General features: G+C 57.6%; 15 protein-coding genes. 13 read left to right on the top strand and 2 right to left on the bottom strand.

All coding sequences use genetic code 11. The features are described from left to right. The first annotated feature begins 145 nt into the window (after window positions 1-145). The 4 genes from AC0L3K_RS05760 to AC0L3K_RS05745 all read left to right on the top strand — a co-directional run bounded on the left by AC0L3K_RS05760 (window position 146) and on the right by AC0L3K_RS05745 (window position 4,309). Window positions 146-1,120, top strand: coding sequence for a Bug family tripartite tricarboxylate transporter substrate binding protein (locus tag AC0L3K_RS05760; protein WP_473365575.1), 975 nt, complete (start codon window positions 146-148; stop codon window positions 1,118-1,120). 77 nt (window positions 1,121-1,197) lie between these two features. Beyond that, window positions 1,198-1,740, top strand: a complete 543-nt coding sequence (locus AC0L3K_RS05755) for a tripartite tricarboxylate transporter TctB family protein (RefSeq protein WP_473365574.1) — start codon at window positions 1,198-1,200, stop codon at window positions 1,738-1,740. Window positions 1,741-1,751: 11 nt separating this feature from the next. Beyond that, window positions 1,752-3,269 carry a tripartite tricarboxylate transporter permease gene (locus tag AC0L3K_RS05750; protein WP_473365573.1) on the top strand — a complete coding sequence of 506 codons (1,518 nt, stop codon included), beginning with the start codon at window positions 1,752-1,754 and terminating at the stop codon, window positions 3,267-3,269. Between the two features lie 164 nt (window positions 3,270-3,433). Continuing rightward, the gene (locus tag AC0L3K_RS05745) at window positions 3,434-4,309 is read left to right on the top strand and encodes an outer membrane protein (RefSeq protein ID WP_317246040.1); all 876 of its coding nucleotides are present in this window, start codon (window positions 3,434-3,436) and stop codon (window positions 4,307-4,309) included. A gap of 97 nt (window positions 4,310-4,406) precedes the next feature. Here AC0L3K_RS05745 and AC0L3K_RS05740 read toward each other — a convergent pair whose 3' ends face one another. Then, window positions 4,407-5,600, bottom strand: coding sequence for a CaiB/BaiF CoA transferase family protein (locus AC0L3K_RS05740; RefSeq protein WP_317246041.1), 1,194 nt, complete (start codon window positions 5,598-5,600; stop codon window positions 4,407-4,409). Window positions 5,601-6,083: 483 nt separating this feature from the next. On the opposite strand from AC0L3K_RS05740, the gene AC0L3K_RS05735 reads away from it, so the two are divergent. Then, window positions 6,084-8,519, top strand: coding sequence for an NF038122 family metalloprotease (locus AC0L3K_RS05735; protein ID WP_473365572.1), 2,436 nt, complete (start codon window positions 6,084-6,086; stop codon window positions 8,517-8,519). Between the two features lies 1 nt (window position 8,520). Here the strand turns inward: AC0L3K_RS05735 and AC0L3K_RS05730 are convergent, their stop codons facing one another. Continuing rightward, window positions 8,521-9,672: an acyltransferase family protein gene (locus tag AC0L3K_RS05730; RefSeq protein WP_473365571.1), complete on the bottom strand. Its 1,152-nt coding sequence runs from the start codon at window positions 9,670-9,672 to the stop codon at window positions 8,521-8,523. Between the two features lie 2,066 nt (window positions 9,673-11,738). Here AC0L3K_RS05730 and AC0L3K_RS05725 point away from each other — a divergent pair. From AC0L3K_RS05725 to AC0L3K_RS05690, 8 genes are read left to right on the top strand one after another with little or no spacing between them, the layout of a single operon-like run. Beyond that, on the top strand, window positions 11,739-13,328 hold the full coding sequence (locus AC0L3K_RS05725) for an oligosaccharide flippase family protein (RefSeq protein WP_473365570.1): 1,590 nt from the start codon (window positions 11,739-11,741) through the stop codon (window positions 13,326-13,328). After that, window positions 13,325-13,942, top strand: coding sequence for an imidazole glycerol phosphate synthase subunit HisH (hisH, locus tag AC0L3K_RS05720; protein WP_247441498.1), 618 nt, complete (start codon window positions 13,325-13,327; stop codon window positions 13,940-13,942). Before AC0L3K_RS05725 ends, hisH begins: the two co-directional genes overlap by 4 nt. Continuing rightward, window positions 13,939-14,709 carry a HisA/HisF-related TIM barrel protein gene (locus AC0L3K_RS05715; RefSeq protein WP_247441501.1) on the top strand — a complete coding sequence of 257 codons (771 nt, stop codon included), beginning with the start codon at window positions 13,939-13,941 and terminating at the stop codon, window positions 14,707-14,709. The genes hisH and AC0L3K_RS05715 overlap by 4 nt, the downstream gene beginning before the upstream one ends. Next, the gene (locus tag AC0L3K_RS05710) at window positions 14,709-15,839 is read left to right on the top strand and encodes an N-acetyl sugar amidotransferase (protein ID WP_247441503.1); all 1,131 of its coding nucleotides are present in this window, start codon (window positions 14,709-14,711) and stop codon (window positions 15,837-15,839) included. Before AC0L3K_RS05715 ends, AC0L3K_RS05710 begins: the two co-directional genes overlap by 1 nt. Further along, window positions 15,836-17,209 carry a hypothetical protein gene (locus tag AC0L3K_RS05705; RefSeq protein ID WP_473365569.1) on the top strand — a complete coding sequence of 458 codons (1,374 nt, stop codon included), beginning with the start codon at window positions 15,836-15,838 and terminating at the stop codon, window positions 17,207-17,209. The genes AC0L3K_RS05710 and AC0L3K_RS05705 overlap by 4 nt, the downstream gene beginning before the upstream one ends. Further along, window positions 17,209-17,802, top strand: a complete 594-nt coding sequence (locus tag AC0L3K_RS05700; protein WP_473365568.1) for an acyltransferase — start codon at window positions 17,209-17,211, stop codon at window positions 17,800-17,802. Before AC0L3K_RS05705 ends, AC0L3K_RS05700 begins: the two co-directional genes overlap by 1 nt. Continuing rightward, a complete protein-coding gene (locus tag AC0L3K_RS05695) occupies window positions 17,799-18,869 on the top strand; it encodes a glycosyltransferase family protein (RefSeq protein WP_247441507.1) in 1,071 nt (356 codons plus the stop codon). The genes AC0L3K_RS05700 and AC0L3K_RS05695 overlap by 4 nt, the downstream gene beginning before the upstream one ends. A gap of 22 nt (window positions 18,870-18,891) precedes the next feature. Continuing rightward, window positions 18,892-19,734: a class I SAM-dependent methyltransferase gene (locus AC0L3K_RS05690; RefSeq protein WP_247441509.1), complete on the top strand. Its 843-nt coding sequence runs from the start codon at window positions 18,892-18,894 to the stop codon at window positions 19,732-19,734. Window positions 19,735-19,844: the final 110 nt, after the last annotated feature.

Below are 19,844 nucleotides of genomic sequence, written 5' to 3'. Positions count from 1 at the left end.
TCTCCGGCTTGGCTTCATCAGTCGAAAGTCACTGACAGCGGATGCCTGTGTGCTTGAACTCGCCCGCATTAGTCCGCACAATGCATCGATAAATTCCTGGCAAACAAAGCCAACAATCCAGGGGACGAAACTCGTGCGAATCCTAATGAAAGCTGTTGGCGTCGCAGCAGTGCTATCGTTGAGCGCGCCGGCCTTGGCTGGGTGGGAGCCGACCAAGCCGGTCGAGATCGTGGTGGCGGCAGGCGCGGGTGGCGCCTCCGACCAGATGGCGCGGATGATGCAGGCCGCCATCCAGAAGAACAATCTGATGAAGCAGCCGATCGTGGTCTCGCTCAAGGGCGGGGCTTCCGGCGCCGAAGCACTGATGTACATGAAATCCAGCGAGGGCGACCCGAACAAGGTGCTGATCGCCTATTCGCTGATCTACATGCTGCCGCTGTCGGCAAAGATCCCGTTCAACTGGCGTGAGCTGACCCCCGTTTCGGTGATCGCGCTTGACCAGTTCGTGCTGTGGGACAACAGCGCGGGTCCCAAGACGGTGAACGAGTTCGTCGCCGCGGCGAAGGCGGCGAGCGCGCCGTTCAAGATGGGCGGCACCGGCTCGAAGCGCGAGGATCACGTGCTGACCGTGTTCCTCGAGCAGAAGACCGGCGCGAAATTCTCCTATTTGCCCTACAAGTCCGGCGGCGAGGCCGCGACCCAACTCGTCGGCAACCACACCGAATCCAACGTCAACAATCCATCCGAAAATCTCGAGGTCTGGCGCGCGGGCCAGGTGCGTCCGCTCTGCGTGTTCGACAAGGAGCGAATCTCCTACACCAGCAAAGTGACGGAGACGCAGTCCTGGGCTGACATCCCCACCTGCAAGGAGGAGGGCGTCGATGTGCAGTACCTGATGCTACGCGCGATGTTCCTGCCCGGCAAGGTCACCGCGGAACAGCAGGCGTTCTATGTCGAGCTGTTTCACAAGGTGACGCAGACCGCGGAATACAAGGACTATATGGAAAAGCAGGCGCTGAAGCCGATCTTCCTCACCGGCAAGGACATGGTGCAATTCCTCGAGGAGGACGATGCGGTCAACAAGTCGCTGATGACGGAAGCCGGGTTCGTCGCGAAGTAGCCGCCTCTTCTCCCTTCTCCCTCTCCCCGTTCTTACGGGGAGAGGGAGAATTGAACTTACTCCGTCCCAAAGGGCTCATGCCCCAAACCGATCTTGAAATCGTCGTTGACGATCCGACCGCGCCCGAAGACGACTCGCCTTCCGTCGTCTCCTCCGGCACGATCGAGATATTCGTCCGTCTCCTGTTGCTCGCGCTGGCTGCCACGCTCGGCTACGACAATTGGCGCACCGGCGCCTCCTGGGATTCGACCGGGCCGGAGCCCGGCTATTTCCCGTTCTACCTCTCCGTCATTCTCGGCGGTGCCAGCCTCTACGGCCTGATCGTGGCGCTGGTCGCGAACCGGGCGGCGCCCGAAACCTTCGTCACGCGCGCGCAGGCCCGCCGCGTGATGGCGGTGTTCGTGCCGACGCTGCTGTTCTGCCTGGCGACGCAGTTTCTCGGCCTCTATGTCGCGAGCTTCCTGCTGATCGCGAGCTTCATGCGCCTCGTCGGCAAGATCGCGCTGTGGAAGTCGCTGCTCACCGCTATCGTATTCACGGCGATCATGTTCGTTACCTTCGACATTGCTTTCGACGTCATCATGCCGAAAGGGCCGCTCGAAGCGGCCTTCGGCTACTAGGCGGGCCCGCGATGGAAGCTTTCGGTCTCTTGCTTCACGGTTTTGCGGTCTTGCTGACGTGGAAGACGCTCGTGCTGATGATGGTCGGGCTGGTGCTCGGCATCTTCGTCGGCGTCTTGCCTGGACTCGGCGGACCCAACGGCGTCGCGATCCTGTTGCCGCTCACCTTTACGATGGATCCGACCTCGGCGATCGTGATGCTGTCCTGCATCTATTGGGGCGCGCTGTTCGGCGGCGCGATCACCTCGATCCTGTTCAACATCCCCGGCGAAGCCTGGTCGGTCGCGACCACCTTCGACGGCTATCCAATGGCGCAGCAGGGCAGGGCGGCGGAGGCGCTGACGGCGGCGTTCACGTCCTCTTTCATCGGCTCGCTGGTCGCGGTGCTGCTGATCACCTTCCTTGCGCCGATGATCTCGTCCTTTGCCTTGAAGTTCGGGCCGCCCGAGTTCTTCGCGGTGTATCTGCTGACCTTTTGCTCCTTCGTCGGGCTGGGGCGCGAGGCCAAGCACAAGACCGTCATCTCGATGTCGCTGGGGCTGTTGCTCGCCGGCATCGGCATGGACACGGTGTCAGGCAATCTGCGCATGACCTTCGGCTCGTCCGAGCTGCTCCGCGGCATCAACTTCCTCGTCGCCGTCATCGGCCTGTTCGGCATCAGCGAGATCCTGCTGACGATGGAGGAGCGCCTCGCGCTGCGCGGACACGCGGCGAGCATTTCGTTGCGCGTCGTGCTGAGCGTTTGGAAGGACCTGCCGAAATACTGGGTCACGCTGCTGCGCTCTTCCTTCATTGGCTGCTGGCTCGGCATTACCCCGGGCGGCGCGATCGCGGCCTCTTTCATGGGCTACAATCTCGCCAAGCGTTTCTCCAAGGACCCCGAGAGCTTCGGCAAGGGCCGCATCGAGGGCGTGTTCGCGCCTGAGACGGCGGCGCATGCCTCCGGCACCGCGGCGTTGCTGCCGATGCTGGCGCTCGGCATTCCCGGCTCCGGCACCGCCGCGATCCTGCTCGGCGGGTTGATGGTGTGGGGGCTCAATCCGGGACCGCTGCTGTTCGTCGAGCACAAGGATTTCGTCTGGGGCCTGATCGCCTCGATGTATCTCGGCAATGTCGTCGGCCTTGTGCTGGTGCTGACGACGGTTCCGATCTTCGCCTCGATCCTGCGCGTGCCGTTCGCCGCCGTGGCGCCGATGATCGTGGTGTCGTGCGCGATCGGCGCCTATGCGATCCAGAACGCGATGTTCGACATCTGGCTGATGCTCGGCTTCGGCGTCGTCGGCTACGTCTTCAAGAAGATCGGCATTCCGCTGGCTCCGTTCACGCTGGCGCTCGTGCTCGGCAACCGGGCGGAGGATGCCTTCCGACTGTCGATGATCGGTGCCGGCGGCGACCTCAAGGTGTTCTGGTCGAACGGCCTGGTCGGCTCGATCACGACCTTGGCGATCGTGCTGCTGTTCTGGCCTGTGATCGACGGCTTCCTTGCCCGGGTCGGATTGACGCAACGCGCGAACTCGCGGCCACGCTAATTCATTAAAATCAGTAGCAAAATCAAGATCCTACGCAGGCTTAACGTGCTCGTCGTCCCCAGCTGCTTTGAGCACGATTGTTTCTCAATGTTGCCGCTGCGTGACAGCCAGACGCGGCCCTTAAGCCTATCCTGTGGCCAGATTCAGCGGGAAGGGTTTTTTTGATGAAGCAAATTGCATTGGCGGTTACGACCGTGATCTCCCTATTTGGAACCAACGCCGTGGCGGCGGACTTGGCGGCGAAGCCTTACGCGAAGGCGCCTGTCATGGTCGACCCCGGCTACAATTGGAGCGGTTTTTATGTCGGTGGCAACGTCGGCTATAGCTGGGGTCGCGAACGCGACGACGGCACGCTAAGCGGCGTCTCGAGCGCGCAGGTATTCCGTACGGCAGGTCCGACCCCGGTGGGCGCTCCGGTCGTGACGGCGCTGGGCGCGGTTCCGGTCTGGGGCCGCTCCAACGTCGATGGCGTCATCGGCGGCGGCCAGTTCGGTTACAACTGGCAGCAGAGCAATTGGCTCGTGGGCCTCGAGGCCGACCTTCAGGCCAGCGATGAGAAATCGACTGGCACTATCTGCGTGGCGGTTGGCTGTCCGACAGGTTCGGCGCTGTTTCCGGCCAACTACAAGCTAGATTGGTTCGGTACCGTGCGGGGTCGTGTCGGCTGGCTCGCCTCTCCGCGCATCCTTCTGTATGCGACCGGAGGCTTAGCATATGGACATCTGGACGCGAGTGCTCCGGCCGTCGGAATTGGCTGGGGCGGCACCAACGCCGGTTGGACCGTGGGTGCTGGCGGCGAGTTCGCGATCGACCGCAGCTGGTCGGTGAAGGTCGAATATCTCTACATGGATCTCGGCTCGTTCAACGGAGCTTCGGCCAGCGCGACCACCGTCACCAACGCGCTCAACACGCCTGGCGTCGGTTTCAACACCGTGACCACGACCACGACGACGGCAAACTTCGGCACTCGCTTCACCGACAATATCGTTCGCGTGGGCGTGAACTATCGGTTTTCCGGACCGGTCGTCGCCAAGTACTGAGGCAAGGCCCAGGCTTTCCTGCGCATTCAATGGCAGAGCCCGGCCTCAAGCCGGGCTTTGTCATGTCAGGACATGCGTCCGTCTGTTGTGAGTGGGCCTATACTACTTTGGCTTCTTTGAGCCGCGCAATCTCATCCGCGCCGAAGCCGAACTCCTTCAGCACTTCCTCGGTCTGCTCGCCGAACTCTGGCGGCCGCGCCACCATCCTGCTCGGCGTGCGCGACAGCGTCACGGGCTGGCCGATCAGGCGGATCTCGCGACCCTCGTCATTCGGCACCTCCTGCGCGATGCCGAGATGCTTCACCTGCTCGTCTTCGAACATCTGGTCGATGGCGTAGATTGGCCCACAGGGCACGCCGGCCGCGTTGAGTTCACGGACCCAGGTCTCGGTGGACTTCCTCAAGGTACGCTTCTCGATCTCGGCATTGAGCGCGTCGCGGTTCTTGGAGCGTGCCGGCGCGGTCAGATAGTCGGGATGGCTGTAGAGTTCCGGCGCGCCGATCGCCTGCGCGCAGCGCTCCCAGATCCGGCCGCCCGTGGTGGCGATGTTGATGTAGCCGTCCGAGGTCTTGAACACGCCGGTTGGAATGCTGGTCGGGTGGTTATTGCCGGCCTGCTTTGCCACTTCCTTCTCCATCAGCCAGCGTGCGGCCTGGAAGTCGAGCATGAAGATCTGGGCCTGCAGCAGCGAGGTCTGCACCCACTGGCCCTTGCCCGAGACCTCGCGCTCCAGCAGTGCGGTGAGGATGCCCATGGCACAGAATAGACCGGCGGTGAGGTCGGCGACCGGAATACCGACCCGCATCGGCCCTTCGCCCGGCGCACCGGTGATCGACATCAACCCGCCCATGCCTTGCGCGATCTGATCAAAGCCCGGCCGCTTGTGGTAGGGCCCGTCCTGGCCGAAGCCCGAGATGCTGCCGTAGACGAGGCTGGGGTTGATCCTGGCGAGGCCCTCATAATCGATGCCGAGCTTCTTCTTCACGTCAGGGCGAAAATTCTCCACCACAACGTCGGCCTTGGCAGCGAGGCGCTTGAACGCGGCGAGCCCGCGCTCGTCCTTCAGGTTCAGCGTCATCGCCCGCTTATTGCGATGCAAGTTCTGGAAGTCGGAGCCCCGCCGCGGCCCGCCCGGCTGCTCGCCGCCGGCATCCTCGGTGAGCGCGTCGATCTTGATGACGTTGGCGCCCCAGTCGGCGAGCTGTCGCACGCAGGTGGGCCCGGACCGGACGCGCGTCAGATCAAGCACGGTGAAGCGCGATAGGGCTTCCGAGGCATGTGGAAAGAGCATTTTTGGAACTCCGGACGCAAGGGCGACATGCCAAGCTTCTGATGGCAAAAATATAAAATCAATGGCCTGCCTCGGGAACAGATGGCAAGCCTGCTCTTTTGCTGATAAGCGCCTCCGCCTCAAACATCCCGCAATTGATGGTAATTACCGAGTTGCGTGGACGAGTGTAGTTGTGGACAAATGGTTTCTGCCCCGATCGCCTTTTGCCGCTTCCATGGAAACTGCAAATTAAGAATGACGGATCAATTCTTTGGGCAGCATGACGCTGCGGCGGCAAAGTGCGGAGTTGGTTTGTGCCGCATCTACGCCGGTTACGAAGCCGGAACCCCAATTTGAGGCGAGGCGATGAGATCGGCATCTACCCAGGACCCTCTGCTCTCGGACGATCCCTTCTACACGGTTGTCGGCGGTAGTATTCAGGGAAGCTACTTCCCGGACACTTCGGGAGCCACTCCGAGTTCGACCACCACGACCGGCTCCGTCATGTCGGTCACCTCGGGTGGGGTCACCATCAACTTGATCCTCGATGCGGCGGCGCAGGCTGCGCCGGACAGCTTCAAGAACGGCCTGCAACAGGCGGTCGCGATCCTTGCCGCCAACATCACGGACAAGATCACCGTCAATATCAACATCGATTACAGCGGGAGCGGCGGCGGCGCTTCGGCCGGCCCCGACAGCGGCTACTATGAAACCTATGCCTGGACTCACTCGCAGTTGGTAAACAATGCGAGCGCCGGCGACGCCACGTTCAACAGCCTGCCGGCTGGCTCCGCGATCCAGGGACAATCGAACGTCGCGGTCTGGAATGCGCAGCTCAAGCTCTGGGGAGTGATTGGCGCCAACGACACCACCACCGACGATGCCAGCGCGAATTTTTCCACCGACATCAATCCCAGCCTGCTGGTTGGCGTCGCCCTGCATGAGCTGACGCACGCGATGGGCCGCGTGCCCTACGGTTCGGCGCCCGACGTCTTTGACCTGTACCGGTTCACAAGCCCCGGCGTTCGCCTGTTTCAGGGCGGCGCAACAGCGCCAGCCGCATTTTTTTCGCTGGACGGCGGCGCTACCAAGATCGCTGATTACGGCCGGAGCTCCGACCCTAGCGACTTCCTCAATGGCGGCGTGCAAGGGTCCAATGATCCTTTCAACGAATACTATACCAGCTCCACCATTCAGGGATTGACGACAGTCGATCTAAAGCAGCTGGATGCGCTCGGATTTCATCTCGCGGTCAACTCGCCCACGACAATCGAGTCCTATGGTTTCACGACCCTTGTTGAGGCCGGCAGCAACTACTTCATGAACGCGATGGCCGGCGGCGCGGGGCCGTCGGTGAAATACGGCGGTTCGGCATACGTTGCCGGGCAGTTCGGCGGTTGGTCACCGATCGGAGCGGAAGCGATTTCGGGCGGCTACGAAGTGGCCTGGAAGAGCGGATCTCAGTTCACGATCTGGTATACGGATGGCAGCGGCAACTACATGTCAAACGCTGGATCGCTCGCGGCCAACAGCACCAGTTTGGAAATGTTCGAGACGAGCTTTCATCAGGATCTGAATGGAGATGGCGCGATCGGAATTCCAGCAGCGACGATCGAGTCATATGGCTCGACGAAACTGGTTCAGGTTAGCAACAATTATTTCTTCAACCCCGTAGCGGGAGGAACGGGACCAGAATTCAGCTATGGAGGATCTCCCGTTGAGCAAGGTCAATTTGGCGCTTGGTCACCGGTCGGAGCGGAAGCGATTTCGGGCGGCTACGAAGCGGCCTGGAAGAGCGGATCTCAGTTCACGATCTGGTATACGGATGGCAGCGGCAACTACACGTCAAACGCTGGATCGCTCGCGGCCAACAGCACCAGTTTGGAAACGTTTGAGACGAGCTTTCATCAGGATCTGAATGGCGATGGCACGATCGGAATTCCAGCAGCGACGATCGAGTCATATGGCTCGACGAGCCTGGTTCAGGTTAGCAACAATTATTTCTTCAACCCCGCAGAGGGAGGAACGGGACCAGAAGTCAGCTACGGAGGATCTCCCGTCGCGCAAGGTCAGTTTGGCGCTTGGTCACCGGTCGGAGCGGAAGCGATTTCGGGTGGCTACGAAGTGGCCTGGAAGAGCGGATCTCAGTTCACGATTTGGTATACGGACAGCGGCGGCAAGTACACGTCAAACGCTGGTTCGCTCGCGGCGAACAGTACCAGTTTGGAAACGTTTGAGACGAGCTTTCATCAGGATCTGAATGGCGATGGCACGATCGGAACTCCCGCAGGAACGGCGGGGAGGACGACGATTGAATCATACGGCGCGACGAGCCTGGTTCAGGTTGGCAACAATTACTTCTTCAACCCCGTAGCGGGAGGAACCGGACCAGAATTGGGCTACGGAGGCTCTCCCGTCGCACAAGGTCAGTTTGGCGCTTGGTCGCCGGTCGGAGCGGAAGCGATTTCGGGTGGCTACGAAGTGGCCTGGAAGAGCGGATCCCAGTTCACGATTTGGTATATGGATATCAGCGGAAATTATACGTCGAACGCTGGATCGCTCGCGGGCAACAGCACCAGTTTGGAGACCTTTGAGACGGGCTTTCATCAGGATTTGAATGGAGACGGCATTTTAGGAGTCACAGCACAGGTCTCCGCACAGTCAAATCTCAATGTTGAACGGCAAGTTGTCTCTCCTCTTCCTGCGGGCGAGCAATTCCATTTTGGACAGGGCCAAGAGATTTTGCTGGCTCGGTCTAGCGCGCTCGATCTGGCTCAGTTCGATTGGACTGATGGTAGCTATTCGCATTCAGTGCACGTCAATCCACCCTCCAATAGCTTTCTTTCAGTTGAAATAATGCCAAACCACGATGCCATGAGCGCGTGGCATGAACTCGCCCGTAGCATTACTGGTGACCACGGGCACCTGCTGTTCACGTAACCTAAGCGACTGCCCTTTTTTTATACGACCCATAGCTAAATTGACGAGCCCAATTCAAAATGGGCTTTTCCAAGAAATTGTAGGATATCCAGCAGAGCACGATCGTGCATACGAATGCGGCAATGAGCAAACCTAGGTCCTCTAGAGTTTGCAAGCGTTCTCCTCGCCGCATTGCGACGAAGAACAGCCCAATCACCATCGGGTGGAATAGATATACAGAATAAGAGATCGTCCCGAAAAACTGGAGCGGCGCGCAGTGAAGTACTCGAAGCGTGTCGTGATCTCTGTTCAAGACGATGACTAGAATTGCAGACCCATACAACAGGCCAAGATACAAGTGACCCCAATAATACATCGTATCTGCGGGTTGCTTAGAATACAGGACGAGGAAGAACGGAATAGCCCCCACACAGAGAGCCAGAACTAATGTGACCAGGGGGCGGCGCCTGTTCAACCACGCGAGACTTTGTTCTCGCCTAAATGCCAAGGCGATCAGTCCTCCCAGACAAAGCTCATCAAGTCGTAGCAATGTGTTCACATAAGGAGCAAAATGATTCTCGGGATACTTCAGATGAAAATACGCACGCGCCGCAGCCGAGATCGCGCCGGTCGCCCAAAGAATGATCCTTAAGCGGGACACTGGCGTCAGATAGACGACAGCAGGGAAAACCAGGTAAAATTGCTCTTCGATGGCAACTGACCAAGTAACGCTGGAGGCGCTCGGTCCCCATTCATTGTGGAAGGACATATACCAATTTTGTAAGAAGAGTAGGTAGGTGACGGGACCTATATCTGCATTGAAATAAGTGTTTGGGGGAAGGCACAATGTGAACCCCCAAAAGAATACGAGCAGTAAGAAATAGGGGGGCAAAATCCTCGCTGCACGACGTAGGTAAAACGTCGCAAAGTACCTCCCTTTCTCCCGTTTATCGACAAGAATTCCAATGATCAAAAAGCCGGAGAGCACAAAGAACAAGTCAACGCCCGTGCGACCAAAGACCAGTATGCTAGAGAGCCATGTGGATGCGCTGCCTAGGCTCGGTGAGATGACAGCTCCAATGAAATGCCAGAGAAGGACCATCAGCACTGCGACGCCTCTGATGCCGGTCAGCTCGACGATGTGCTGTTCAGAGGAAAGAATTGCGTTCCTCATGATTTCTCCCGAAAAACAGTTTAGACGCGGCTTTTAGCTCCATTCCGATCGGATGATATATCTAATCGCGGAATGCAGCCCAGCCGGGTTCAAGTTGTAGAATGCCGTCGAGCGAGGTGAATATCGCGTCGGGCATCGGTGCGAGTCTTGTAGTTTCGAAGATGAACGAGCTCGCTTTTGAGGATATGAAGAAGCCGCTGATGGAAGCTTGTCGAATGGATCGATCCTAGCACACAGATCGTCGCACCGGATTGCGCGTTGCGGTCCTTGATGGAGCGGGAGCTCATGTCGGGCGTCCGGCACTCAGCGCCGCAGCACTGGGCCGTGCAGATTCGAGCTCTCTTTGGCCGCCGATGTGATCGGCGCCTCCATACCGCCAGCTCAATGGCCTGGCGCTTGTACTCTTCGGTGAACGACCGACGATGAGGTTCTTTCCATTCGACACCTCCCGGCTCTTTGAGCCTAATGCAGCTCTCTCTCATTCGGGGGAGGTTCACCCTGGGCGCTCCAGTTCTGAAATCTTGGAAGGGATATCTGTGTCTTGGAAAGATCGGTGTTTCGCTTTATGCGATTCGATGTCGCTCGGGATGGCGCGCTGCTCGTTTATGCTCCGGATAGGTTGCCGGTACTATCAGGACCGCCTACCAGCGGTTCCGCTCCGCCAGGAGGAAGCGCAACGTTCGACTAAAGGCGCTTTCACCCGTCCAATCGGTTGGTAGGTCTAGCGCCCACACATCATTGAGGAAGTCAAAGTTAGAACCCGCCACAACCCAGAGTTGGTCTGAGAATACAAGGGCTGAATGCGCCATCCGCGGTGCCCACACTTTCGCGAGGTAGGGGTACCAGGTTGTTCCGTCCTTGGAGTACCAGATTTCGTTTGATCCCGCCCGAGTCGATGGAACCAGTCCTCCCATAGTCCATAAAGCGCCGCGAAACGACGCGCTGGCGGACCAGATCCGGCCAGGCCATTCTGCCATCGCTGTTTTCCTGGTCCAGGAATGACCATCGGGGCTGCACCACACGTCTTGGTAAGCGACGGCTTTCTTGCCCCAATATCCGCCGCCCAAAATCCAAATCTGTCCTTCGTGAACAACCGCGTTGTGGAACGCACGAGCTGGCCAAGGTGCGTTTTGAAGGACCTGCGTCCAGGTCGTCCCATTGTCAGTGACCCAGACGTCGTTGAAGTTTGGCTCCGTGCCTTCGTTTCTCGGATGCCGAGTGCCGCCGAGCAGCCAAAGCCTTCCGGAAAAAGATACGAGTGCGCCGCCACCGCGTGGTGACCAATCTGCCTCTCCAGCTCGGGTCCAGCTTCGCCCATCTTGAGACGACCAAATTTCAGCGACTGGCGTAAAGGTGTCGCCGTCTTGATAGAAGCCGCCCATTCGCCAAAGCCGTCCTGCGAATGCAATGACCATCGATTGAACGGTAGGGCTCCATGGAGCTTGATTTAGCTCTTTAATCCAGGTCAGACCTTCCGCTGAACTCCAGCAATCACTGAGCCCTTGTGGTGTTTTCGCTGGAGTGCCTCCAATCAGCCAAATTCGGTTTTCATGAACGACCAAACCTGCGTTGTCCCTGGGGGCCCACGGAGCAGCCGAGGTTACTGCTCTCCAAGACGGGTCCGGCGCGGGGCGATAGGAGGCTATCCCAACGGCCCCGCTTATGAGCCCTCCGACGAGTATGAGGCGCCGGGTAGGTGGTCGAGGATTCATCGCGCTGCTCCGTTGTCCTTTCCACTGTCTAGATCAAGAAAATCGTAGCACTTCAAGCGAATGGATTTGTTCGCTGGATGAACAAACCGACACTTCACTTGCCTTGCACAATTGGATGCTGTTAGAGGAAAGCTATCTTTCATGTCGCCTTTTTCGTGTGGCGGAACCATGTCTTCTACGAGGCCGAGGTAAGCGTGGGCACGATCAGGTTTGGCCTACTTGGCCGCGGACGCATAGCGAACCATGGCGCGGATTTGCTGGGCTACGGTAGCCTCATGGGAGCTGCCCGCGCCCACATTCGCGGCAACTTACCTGATCGCGCGGATACCGGGGCTTCCTCAAGAAAAAGATCTCATGCTGTCTTCTATCGCGGCCGAGGAAAAGCGCGTTTACAATGTGCGCTCGGGCCTGCGGCCGCTGCTGTTTCCGAACGCGCATCGGTATCAAGTTGCATTCTCTCGCTGCCAACGTTCGCCGAGATCGCAATTGCTCAGCAAACTGCTGTCATTGATCTGGTTCGCACGCTTGACTAGTCCTCGGCCGACGGCTCGACTGGCGCAGTCCCTCATCGCGTCGGGATTTGGTCCACTCACGTCGCAGGCTTTCTCAATCGCGCTTGTTCCTGTTTTGTTTCGGTTATATGAGCCATCTGATTTCGGTGTCTGGGCGGCTATCCAGGCCGTGGCGATAATGGTCGGCTCGCTGCTCTCGTTTCGCTTTGACCTGGCCCTGGTAATCGAGCGCGACTCCCTGGCCGCGAGTCGTCTCTTCCTGGCCACGATAGGTCTCGTTTGTGTCATGTCGCTCGTGCTGGGCGCTGTGACCGCCATATTCATGAGGTCCATTGAACAGCTCGGAATCGGGCCGATGCCTGTAGCGTTGGGTTGGGGCTGGTTGTCGCTCGTGGGTCTTGCAGTCGTACTCCAGGCCTGGTTGATGCGGGAGGGGGCGTTTGCTCGAATCTCGACGGGCGTTGTGCTGAATGCGATCACAGCTAATCTCGTCCAGCTCGGAGGAGGCTTTAGCGGCGACGGCGTGTGGCTGGTCGTTGGCAGTGTTGTTGGGCAGGGAGCCGCTACGCTTTTCTATGTTTGTAGCATTCAGCGGTCCACTAAGCGGCCGGCCTATTCGATGGATGTCAGTGGGATGATGACTGCCTTGATGCGCAACAGGCGCTTCCCGCAGTTCTCGCTGCCCTTCACGGTCCTTTCCTTGCTACGCGAGCGAGCGCCTATCTTCATAATCGGAGCATTCAGCACGGCTTCGCTGGTCGGAGTCTACAGCCAAGCTTGGAGATTGACGCATCTTCCGTCCGCATTCACCAGTGCTTCTCTTAGACCCGTGTTCTTTCACCGCGCAGCGACGGAAGGACTTGCCCCTCAAGGTGACGCGGTCGACCGGATCATGCGATGGCTGCTCATCGTGAGTAGCCCATGGATTGCCCTGCTCGTGTTTGGAGGAGACGAGCTCTTCATGTTCGTGCTCGGATCTCGATGGCAGGGGGCGGGGTGGTTCTCCGCAATGCTCGTGGTGCCTGCGTCTCTCTTCATGATGACAAATTGGATGGATCGACTGCTCGATTCCATTGGCCGTCAGGATCTCAATCTGAGGCTCGAGGCCGTTGCAGCAATCAGCTCTGTCGGTTCTCTTTTGGCGATGCTCGCTTCGGGACGATCGTTGACCGAAGCCGTTGCCCTGCAAAGCGTAATGCTGACTTTGAGCTACCTTGCGTTTCTCTGGATCTGCTATGGTGCCGCGGGTTGGTCCCGCTCTGTATTGCTGAGATCGATTGCTATTTCCGGGGTTCTCGGAGCGGTGGTCTATGTCATGCTTTCCATACTCCGGCAGCTGCTTGCGCCAGTGGCCGTGATTGCGTTGGGCGCCATGTTGGGGGGCGCCATCACAGCCATCGCCTTGTTGAGAGCTAGGAGGGATTTGCTATGATCACCATTATCGACTACGGCGTCGGCAATCCCGGTGCTCTCGTCAATATGTTCGAGTTTATTGGCTACGAGGCACGAATTGCTAGTCAGGCCTCGGCCATCCTCGAAGCTAGTCACCTGCTGTTGCCCGGAGTCGGTGCGTTTGATGCGGCCATGCAGAGGTTGCGCAATTCAAATCTCATTCCGGCACTCGAGAAAGCTGCTTTTGGCCAAAGAACCCCTTTGCTGGGAGTTTGTCTCGGCATGCAGCTGCTCGGCCGCGGCAGCGAAGAGGGAGCTACAAAGGGACTCGGCTGGATCCCTGCCGATACGGTCCGAATGCGCCCCGACCCTGCACTGAAGCTGAAGGTGCCGTTCATGGGATGGGCGGACATCGAAGCTGCGCCGAGCGCGAGGCTACTCGATGGTGGCAGCGAGCTTTGCTTCTACTTTACCCACAGCTACCGCATGGAATGCGACTATGCCAGCGATGTCGCTGCGACCTATCAGTTTGACCGCCCGGTTGTTTGCTCTGTGCAGCGCGATAATATTTATGGAGTGCAGTTCCATCCAGAGAAGAGCCACCGGTTTGGCATGAAGCTGCTAAGCAATTTCGTCGAGAGATCCGCAGTATGAGACCCCGCGTCATTCCGGTTCTCCTGCTTGATAGCCGCCGTCGACTCGTGAAGACGCGACGTTTTGGTGAACCCGTCTATGTCGGTGATCCCTTCAACGTCATTCGCATCTTCAATGAAAAGGAAGTGGATGAGATCTGCTTGCTCGATATCAACGCAACGGTTGAAAAAAGGCGGCCGGACGTCGGTTTCATTCGCGAGCTCGCGAGTGAGTGCTTCATGCCGTTGAGTTACGGTGGCGGTGTGACATCTGTCGCGGACGCGACGCCTATATTCGCGGCGGGCGTTGAAAAGGTGGTCCTTGGTCGTGCTGGAGCGGACATGCGCGCGGTCCGGGCGCTTGCCAACGATTTTGGATCCCAAGCCGTCACCGTCTGTATCGACTGCACGCGCGTGAATGGCACGTGGCGAGTCGCACAGGACCGTTGTCGTGTCGTTACCGATCTCGATCCTGTCACCTTTGCAAAGGCCGCCGAAGATTCCGGTGCTGGTGAAATCTTGCTGCAGAATGTCGATCGAGACGGAGAGCGCGGCGGGTACGACCTTGCCCTAATCTCCCAAGTCTCCCGCGGCCTCGAGGTCCCGTGTGTTGCGCTGGGAGGCGCTGGTGAGCTGCAGCATCTGACGGAAGGTCTCGCGGCAGGCGCCAGCGCTGTCGCTTCTGGAAGCGCCTTCGTTTTTGTTGGTCGCCTTCGAGCCGTCCTTATCACCTATCCTTCGGGCAGTGAGATACGGCGTCTGCACGCAACTCTGCAGAGGGTCGTTTGATGCTGCAGAACAACCGAAGTTATCAAGTCTGTTCATACTGCGTGATGGATAACACTAATCCGGGAATCGCCTTCGACAGCAACGGACAGTGCAACTGCTGTCGCGACGCCATTGCACGCAAGCCTCACGAATGGTGGCCCAGCGACGAGGGGCGAGCAAGCTTAAACGCGATCGTCGACAACGTTCGAAACGAAATGAGCAACAGACCGTATGATGCCATTATAGGGCTGAGCGGTGGGATAGACAGTGCTTATGTGGCCCATCTGCTGGCAAGGGAATATGGTCTTCGCCTTTTAGCGGTGCATGTAGATGGTGGCTGGAATACACAAGCCGCTGTTCGAAATATCGAATTGTTGGTGAGGAGCTTAGACATTGATTTGCATACCGAGGTGATCGAGTGGGAGGAAATGCGTGACCTCCAGCTGGCATATCTCAGTGCCTCGGTACTCAATCAAGATGCGCCCCAAGATCATGCATTTTTCTCAACCCTCTACAAGTTGGCCAAAAAGTACAATCAAAAGTATTTCTTTAGCGGAGTTAACTTCAGCAGTGAGAGCATTCACATCCCTGCAGGTGGTTATCCAGCGATGGATGCGCGCAACCTGAAGGCGATCCATCGTGCACATGGCGCAACTTCGCTGCGAACTTTTCCCGTCATGAGTTCGCTTCAGTATCTTTGGCTAGTGAAACTCCGAAGGCAGGTGCAAATAGTGAAGCCACTCAATTATCTGCCCTACGACAAAGAGGCTGCGAAGCGCTTGTTGGTGCAGACTTACGGCTTCGTGGATTACGGCAGCAAGCATCAAGAAAGTCGATTTACGAAATTCTACCAAGAGATCTACCTGCCCGCTCGCTACTCCTTTGATAAGCGCAGGCTGCATTATTCAGCCCTAATAGTTGCGGGGCAAATCACCCGCGATGGTGCGATGCAAGAGCTAAGTGTTCCTTTGATCTCCGAAGGGCAGGCGATGAGAGATAAGCGCTTCGTGGCAAAGAAGCTTGGAATTGAATTCTTGGAGCTGGAACGCCTGATCGCTTTGCCAGCGGTTCCGCACGAGCACTATGCAAACAACGCAGCCCTCTACAGGTTGAACCACGCTTTGCGACGACTGGTCCCGAGGTTCTCATGATCATCTCTTTAACCTACGTCGTGGCCGCTTTAGCAATCTATGTTGCCGCGATCTATCTAGTGTACCGATTGGAGCCTCGCATAACTGCGTCTTCGATTTTAATCTGCTTCCTATTTTTGATATACGGTCCGCCTTATATCGCCTACATGCTGTTCCGCAGGCCCATCTCGGCAGCCGATTACTTAATTTCCAGTTCGGTTGATTTCGACCAGGTGGTCATTGGTCAAAATCTTTCGATTGCGCTGATGTTCGTCTCTGTAATTGCAGGCATAGAGCTTTTAAATGTGTTGATGGCTAGCTCGATCCTGAAGATGCAAGAAAATCTTAGGGCGTGGAACAAGCAACCACTGACGTCATCGTCAAAGAGGTCGTTGGCGCTATTCAGCGTAGTCCTCGGGCTCGCGATTTTCATGGGATGGACATCGTACCGGGAGGGTCACTTTCAGACGCTGTCGGGATATCTCTCCGTACCAGGGGATGAATTTGCTAAGATCGCTTACCGCCAGCAGCACGGCGGAAGCCAAAGTTATCTTTACAATTGTGTCGCAGCTTCCGTCGCACCGATGATGATAGTCTGGGCAGCTCTCGCAGGATGGGCGCAGCGATGGTGGGCGCTGCTAGCGGCGGCCGCTTTGCTCGTTATGACGACTTTGTTAGCAAAGCTCGAGACGCTCAATAAGGCGCCTAGCGCCTTATTTCTCCTTCAGCTCGGCTTCGTGGGGTATTTATTGTTTCGAAATAATCTGAACTGGCGCATAGCAGTCGGGGGTCTCGCGGTCACGATATTGATTTTCGTTCCGATATTTCAGCTGGCAATTCCTGGTATGAACGCGACGGAAGCGCTTGGATTCTTCTATTATCGGGCGTTCGATTACTCGAACGCGGCACTGCTGGAGTATTTTGGAGCGTTCCCTTGGAGGCTTCATCACATGTGGGGAGCCAACATCCGATGGGTAGCCACGCTGTTGAATTGGGACTGGACCCCATCTTACGACGTGGTGGCGAGGCTGTGGCGGTCGGCCGAAGGGACGCATACGACCGCTATGTTTATTGCAGATGCATGGGTCGACTTTTCCTATGCGGGAGTAGTCATATACAGCATAGTCGCGGGCGCGGTCTGCCGGGCTATAGATGCGGTGTTTCTCAAGGAGGGAAAGACGACGGTCGCGGTGGCGGCTCTGGCCGCTGCGTTCATTGGGGTCTACAACTTGATGATCTCCGCGCTTCCAACTTCGATGCTGTCCGGCGGATTGGGACTGCCGTTGATTGTCGCGCTCCTGCTTGGAATCGGCAAGCGCTTGAGGCGCGAGGAACGTGGCGAGGCAGCCGATGCTGTGCCTATCGTCTTGGAAACTGGGACGGGGAGCTAATGCTGACCACATTGCCCATACGCATTCTTGATGTCTTAATGGGGTGGAAGGCATGGAGGTCAGGGGCGGTTTCCGTCGGAAGCGGAACCTCGTTGGTTTGGCGCCGGCTTCGTCGTGTTCAGGGCAATCGACTGAGAATTGGCGAAAGCTCTATTGTCCACGCGAATATCATTTTTGAAAGCCGGGGGGGCGACGTTCTAATCGGTGATCGGACATATGTTGGCCTATCCACCGTCATTTGCTTTCAGCAAATTTCCATTGGAAATGACGTCCTCGTATCTTGGGGCGCAACGATCGTTGACCACGATTCGCACAGCCTTGAGTGGAATCTGCGTCGGAACGACGTGCGCGAATGGTCGCGCAATCGAAAGGACTGGTCTCACGTCCCTAGCGCGCCAGTAGTAATCGCCGATAGGGCGTGGGTAGGATTCAATGTCACGATATTGAAGGGGGTGACTATCGGGGAAGGTGCTGTTGTTGCTGCGTGTTCCGTTGTGACGCGAGATGTTCCGCCTAATGCTCTCGTTGCGGGAAATCCGGCTCGGGTGATTCGGATCCTGAGCAACGGTGCCAGGGCCGAACTATCGCAATGAGGATTTTCCAGAACAACGGGCTCTCGCGCGGATTTCGAAGCTACCGCACCAGGCTGCGTCGCAACACGTTCCGCCAGCAGATTCTGGACTTCCTGGGCACTCGATTCGCCGCCTTGCATATTCTGTCTCCCGTACTGGAGGACGACGCACGTGCGTTCTATACAAACGGCGATGATGAGCGATTGCAGACAGCCTGGGCGCTAGAGCAGGGTCTCCAAACGAGCGATTTGACGAAAATACTCCTTGCCCAGATCGAGCACCACAATGCCGAAGTCTTCTACAATCTCGATCCAATGCTATATGGGTCCGATTTCGTAAAAAGGCTGCCGGGCTGTGTCAGGCACACGATATGCTGGCGTGCAGCACCTTCGGGCAACGTAGATTTGAGCGAATACGACCTTGTCGTCTGCAATTTTCCCTCGATACTGCAGGATTGGGAGAGAAAGGGATGTCGAGTAGCGTATTTCGCGCCTGCATATGATCCTTCAATGAGCGAATATGCGGGTGAGACGACCAAACCACTGGATTTGATATTCGCTGGAGGTTTTTCGCGCCATCACATCGCGAGATCGGCGATATTGAGTATGGCGGCTGGCCTTCAGGGCGTAAAGTCGCGCTTCCATCTCGAGCAGGGGCGACTGACGCGTGTTGCGAATGCGTTGCCGTTTGTTCCTTTGCTGAGCAAGTTCGCGTACCCGCGTCAAGTCGCAGAGCGGGCTATGAAACCGCTCTACGGGCGAGAAATGTACTCGGCATTCGCGAGCGCGAAAATAGTCCTGAACGGGGCGGTCGATATGGCTGGAGCCGACCGGGGAAATATGCGTTGCTTTGAAGCAACTGGTTGCGGTTCGGTCCTGCTGACGGACGCCGGCAACTACCCGGAAGGGTTCGTTGATGGAGAAACGATGGTGACCTATTCCGCCCCCGGTGAGATCTCAACGCTGGTTAATCGGCTGCTGGCCGATCCATCTTGGGCATCGTCGATCGCGCAGGCTGGGCACCACATGGTGAAGAGTCTGTACAGCAAGACGAGACAATGGGATCGCTTCCAGGAGCTAGTGGAGTGAAATTGGCTATGGTCTCGCACTCATGAATGCTGCATTAAAAGGCACCTGGGAAGACGCCGTGTGCTGGCTCCGCAAACAACCGGAGCAACGGCAGCTCGTCTTGGACGCCTTCTATGACGATCCGCTCATCGCAGCAGCCGAGAGGTACTTCCATTCCTCCGAATGGGAAGAGATATCACGCCTCTTGTCCAACAGGTCGGGCAGGGCGCTAGATGTTGGCGCGGGCCGAGGAATAGCGAGCTATGCCTTGGCTCGCGGTGGATTCGAAGTTACTGCGCTCGAGCCTGACCCGAGCGCAATTGTTGGGGCTGGCGCGATCCGCCATCTCGTGGCGGAAAGCCGGCTCGGCATTGACGTCGTGGAACAATTCTCGGAGCAGCTACCCTTCGCCGAAGCAACTTTTGATGTGGTTTTCGCGCGCGCTGTGCTTCACCACACTCGTGACCTTGAGAACGCATGCAGCGAGATGTATCGAGTGCTCAAGCCAGATGGCTTGCTTATAGCTGCAAGAGAACACGTGATCACCAAGGATGCGGACCTGCCTCGGTTTCTTGCGCTGCATCCACTGCACCATCTATATGGGGGAGAACATGCGTTTCGGTTGGATCGATATCTGGCCGCGCTCAGGCACGCGAAATTCCGCTCTACTGAGGTGCTTTTGCCGCTCAAGAACCCCATCAATCTCTACCCTTACACGATCGATCGCATTCGCGAAGAGGTCATCACAAGATGCTCGCGCAGGCTTCCTATTGCTTCAATATTGCGGGCTCTGACTCCACCTATGCTAATTGAACTAGCTTTGTCGGTTGCTACCCGTTTCGACAATCGGCCAGGGCGACTGTACACATTTGTCGCCTATAAGTAGGCGCTCAACCTTGCTTGTCCTCCCAGAGGGACGCTGCGCGCTGTCGACGGTCTGTGAGTGCTGCAGCGTGGCGGTGTTGACCAACCCCGGTCAAACGAGCAGTTGAAGTC

Source organism: Bradyrhizobium sp. MI1.10 (genome assembly GCF_055811035.1).
The sequence above is the reverse complement of the archived record's forward strand: the minus strand, read 5'-3'. Positions and strand labels throughout refer to the sequence as shown.